The sequence below is a fragment of the Nostoc sp. UHCC 0251 genome (assembly GCF_034932245.1).
Taxonomy (GTDB): Bacteria; Cyanobacteriota; Cyanobacteriia; order Cyanobacteriales; family Nostocaceae; genus Nostoc.
The window spans coordinates 1-3,928 of record NZ_JAYGHD010000489.1 but is presented as its reverse complement, the minus strand read 5'-3'; the positions used below and the strand labels follow the sequence as shown (position 1 = coordinate 3,928).

Here is a 3,928-nt window from a genome sequence, read left to right as displayed (position 1 = left end):
CCTTTTCCCAAAACCCAATTCCGAGTTAAAAATCCTTAACCGAGCAGTATTGATATCTACTGTAATTTTCAACTAGTACGCCACGGCGTAAATAGAGCAACCATTTAAAATCCCTAAAGAGCTTATTCCATAATATTTTTGACTTCCGCCTTGCGGTACTAGGAGGTTTTCATCGCCAGAATCTTCAAAGCTACTGCTTCAGGGACGGGCATCACCGATAACCGATTTCCTTGTCTCACCAACATTAACTCTTCGGCGCTAAACTTCTCTTTGAGTATTGATAGCACGATGGGGTTAGAAAAAGTCTCAACAAATTCCACTACAACTGTTTGCCACCGAGGAGATTCAAAACTTGATTTCGGGTCGTAGTATTGACTTTCTGGCTCAAACTGGGTTGGGTCAGCAATATCTTTTTTTACCACACGCATTAACCCAGCAATACCAGGAGGATTAGTATTGGAGTGATAGAAAAAAGCTAAGTCTCCTTCATCCATTTGGCGCAAAAAGTTCCGAGCTTGATAATTGCGAACACCGTCCCAGATAGTCTCGCTCTGCTGTTGAAGGTCAGCAATGCTATAGGCTTCTGGTTCTGATTTCATTAGCCAATAATTCATCTATAGGAATCGTATTTGATTTTTGAAATTATCTGCGTAGGTGGGGAGTGGGGAGTAGGGAGTAGGGAGTGGGGAGTAGGGAATAAGGGATTAGGCTTTTCGAGCTTTACCGAGCTTTTTTAGAAATCAAATATTACTCCTATACACAAATTAAGTATATACAAATAACAAGGGTTTTTAACAAGGGGATTTTGCCCCTTGTCTTTGAGATGGTAGCTGGATTTATTCAACTTAACTGCGGTAAGCTATAACGGCATAAAATGGATCTCCTCCAGCTGCACCCAACCACTGTAATATATTCGGTAATGTTGACTTATGAGCTATCACTTCTGCGGTTGTAAATCCTGGAACTGAGGCGAAATAAGCTTTGACTAATTCTACTCGTTGTGCTTCTGAAGCTTCCCGCCAAGCTTGAATTGCCTTTTCAAAAAACATGCGGTTAGAAAAGCTGATAATTGCGACACCACCGGGTTTCAGGATGCGGTAAATTTCAGAAAATACTGCTTCTGGATATTGCACATACTGCACAGATACGCAATTAAGAACAGCATCAAAATCTTCATCTGGCAAAGGCAACTGCGGATTTTCGTTAAGATTTTGCACAAAGTAATGATTTAAGCGGGTATTTCGTGCTAATTCCTCACCATTGAGTCCATGTCCCTCCACATGCTCAAACTGCATCTCTTCTGGTAGATGAGACACCCAGCTGCTCATCATATCAAAAATGCGGGTGTTGGGTTTTAGGCGATCGCGATATAAATCCGTTAGCTGTTGAATAAATCCTTCATCAACATGGGTGACGAAGCGGGGATAAGCGTAGAACAGTTTATCGTCTGTGTCATCTAATTTCAGGCGCTGATTCGGTCTTAACTGCATAAATCTCTGTTTTGAAGTACTGTTTCCGAAATTTGCGGCAATTTCAGATATTTTTTCACAAACACTATGTAACATATTTTAATAACAGCAGGATACCTAAATAGCAGTATTCAATTTTTATCAATTCAATGTTATATAAACCACACTTCTTGCAGCATATTTGGCGACAAATCCGCCTAGCCGCATCATTACCCTATTTTAGTTTGTTAGTTTGGATACTGCCCTTATTACTATTTACTTCTGGACATGATAGCCTGATGGCACATGATGAAGGGCTTTACGCATCACGTGCCCGTCTGATGTTTGATTCTGGTAATTGGATAGCTCCTTGGGAAACAGCACATCATAAAACTCCTGGCCCTTATTGGTTAATTGCCAGTTTTTACAAGCTGTTTGGTATTAGTGATACTAGTGCGCGTCTTCCTAGTATGATTGCTGGCATTTTTAGCTTGTGGCTTGTGTATGAAATTGGCAAAATTATGCTAGGCAAAAAATTAGGTTGGCTAGCTGGTGCAATTTTAAGTGTGGAATTTCTCTGGTTGCAATACTCTCGCTTAAGTACACCTGATGTACCGATGGTTTTCTTGGTGCTTTTAGCTATTTTGTCTTTAATCAAAGCGGAATTGCATCCCAAATATCGCTACTGGTGGAGTTTTCTAGCTGGTTTAAGTTTAGGTTTAGGCTTCTTAGTTAGAAGCTTTATGATTTTTTTGCCAATTATAGCTTTATTCCCTTATTTAATTTGGCAACATCGCCGTCATCGTCATCTTACTAACCCAATTTTATATTTAGGCTTTTTCGTAGGTTTAATACCTACCTGCTTTTGGCTGTGGTTCAGCTGGCTGCACTTCGGAAATAATAGTTTTGAGGAGTTACTCAAGTTTGTTGTACAACTAGGTTCTGAAGAGCGGGAGTCTAATGGGCTACTATTCTATGTCTGGAATATTCCTTTAAAAGCATTCCCTTGGGCTTTTTTCGGACTTTTAGGTTTATTTTTAACTCTCCGTCGTCCCATTCCTCGTTACCAGTTAATATTAGTTGGCTTTCCACTTGTTTTATTTGTAGAAATTAGTATTTTTAGCACTCGTTTATCTCACTATAGTCTTTGCCTTTATCCGTTCATCGCTTTGTTTGCATCTGTGGGTTTAAACTGGCTAGGCAATATTTACCAGACAGGAATTCCCCCACAATTCCCTCTTCAAAAAAGTAAAAAAAAGATATTGAACCTTTTTGCAAGCAATAATCTTCCCCGAAACCTCAGTTATGGCTTGGGTGGGTTAGGTGTTTTACTTGTTATAGCGAGTATTGGCATTTTGAGTTGGGGTAGTTCTGACATCCGCAAGTATGCAACTATTGGCTTGGCTATGGGCTTGGGTTGGTTAATTTTACCTGTGGTGTGGATTGCTCGTTACCACTTTGACAAAAAGTTTCTCACAGCGCCTTATTGGATTGCAGGTTGGTTAATTCCCTGTTGGCTGGCTTTGGCGGCGATGGGTAGCATAGGTTTATTAAGTGATTATAACCCTGGTTTGAAACCTTTTTTACAACAAAGTGCGATCGCTTCAATTCTCCAATCTCATCCTACGTACTATGTGGAAATAGATGCTAAAACCAAAGTACTGCTTAATTTCTATCTTCCTACTCGCCCTCAACCAGTAGCCTCTATTTCCCAAGTACCAGCTTTGAGCTATGCTTGGATCTATGCTAACCAGTCTTCTAAATTATCTAGACCTCACCGCATTATCGGTACAGTCAAAGAGCACCAGTTGATTCAAGTTCTTCCCTAAGACGGATGAAAAGCTACTGTTGCTAAATCCAATCTGATGCTAGGTCAAATTCTGGGTGGTAGTTTGGGCGGCATTTTTGGGGAATATATCAGCTGGCGTGACATCTTTCTTTTATTTGGTATTGTTGACATAACTTACTTATCTTCGAGATATTTCAGAACTAACTATTGCTATGATCGCATCTTGTTCATTGGCAGGTAAATTTTTGAGTTTAGCGATCGCTTGTTCAAGTAGCTCTGTCATAGCTATTAATCGTTATGAAGGTCATACTATCAATTATCTCTGTTCAGGTTTTGCAATCACTCTCAATAGCAGAAGTAGTTGGGCTTTAGTAAAATTCTCGCTCACGGGTTTGGGCCTCATGGCGTAACTTACGAGCGTATGCTTCGCTATCTGTAATATCAGGTCGTGAGTTTATCACACCTTCGCTCTGCCAATAAGCAACGAGTTCGGCTCCTGTCTTGGGAGGATTTGCTAAAACCTGTCTCACAGAAAGAATCCGAAGAATGTATTCAGAAAGAGGAAGGTTTAGCCGAGAAGCTTCAGTAAAAAGCTCGTTTTCTAGCTCCGGTGGCAAATCAAGATTAATACTCACTCCAATACTTGTCGGTTAAGGGGAAAAGGGGAAGGGGAAAGGGGAAAGAAAAAACC

4 protein-coding genes are annotated in these 3,928 nt (G+C 40.4%); 1 reads left to right on the top strand and 3 read right to left on the bottom strand.

What is annotated here, in order from left to right; genetic code table 11:
- Positions 1–158 precede the first annotated feature (158 nt).
- Together VB740_RS36100 and VB740_RS36095 are read right to left on the bottom strand one after the other, a co-directional pair.
- The gene (locus VB740_RS36100; protein ID WP_323204604.1) at positions 159–614 is read right to left on the bottom strand and encodes an EVE domain-containing protein; all 456 of its coding nucleotides are present in this window, start codon (positions 612–614) and stop codon (positions 159–161) included.
- Positions 615–845: 231 nt separating this feature from the next.
- Entirely contained in the window at positions 846–1,490 is a 645-nt protein-coding gene (locus VB740_RS36095; protein WP_323204603.1) for a class I SAM-dependent methyltransferase, read from the bottom strand.
- Between the two features lie 128 nt (positions 1,491–1,618).
- Here VB740_RS36095 and VB740_RS36090 point away from each other — a divergent pair, with 128 nt between their 5' ends.
- Complete coding sequence (locus VB740_RS36090; RefSeq protein WP_323204602.1) at positions 1,619–3,277, top strand: glycosyltransferase family 39 protein; 1,659 nt, start codon at positions 1,619–1,621, stop codon at positions 3,275–3,277.
- 328 nt (positions 3,278–3,605) lie between these two features.
- Here VB740_RS36090 and VB740_RS36085 read toward each other — a convergent pair whose 3' ends face one another.
- Positions 3,606–3,872 (bottom strand): hypothetical protein, encoded by a 267-nt coding sequence (locus VB740_RS36085; RefSeq protein WP_323204601.1) that lies wholly within the window; start codon positions 3,870–3,872, stop codon positions 3,606–3,608.
- Between the last annotated feature and the right edge of the window lie 56 nt (positions 3,873–3,928).

Coding starts and splice junctions, on each gene's coding strand:
- VB740_RS36095 (WP_323204603.1), bottom strand. CDS start 1,490: ATGCAGTTAAGACCGAATCAGCGCCTGAAATTAGATGACACAGACGAT.
- VB740_RS36100 (WP_323204604.1), bottom strand. CDS start 614: ATGAATTATTGGCTAATGAAATCAGAACCAGAAGCCTATAGCATTGCT.
- VB740_RS36090 (WP_323204602.1), top strand. CDS start 1,619: ATGTTATATAAACCACACTTCTTGCAGCATATTTGGCGACAAATCCGC.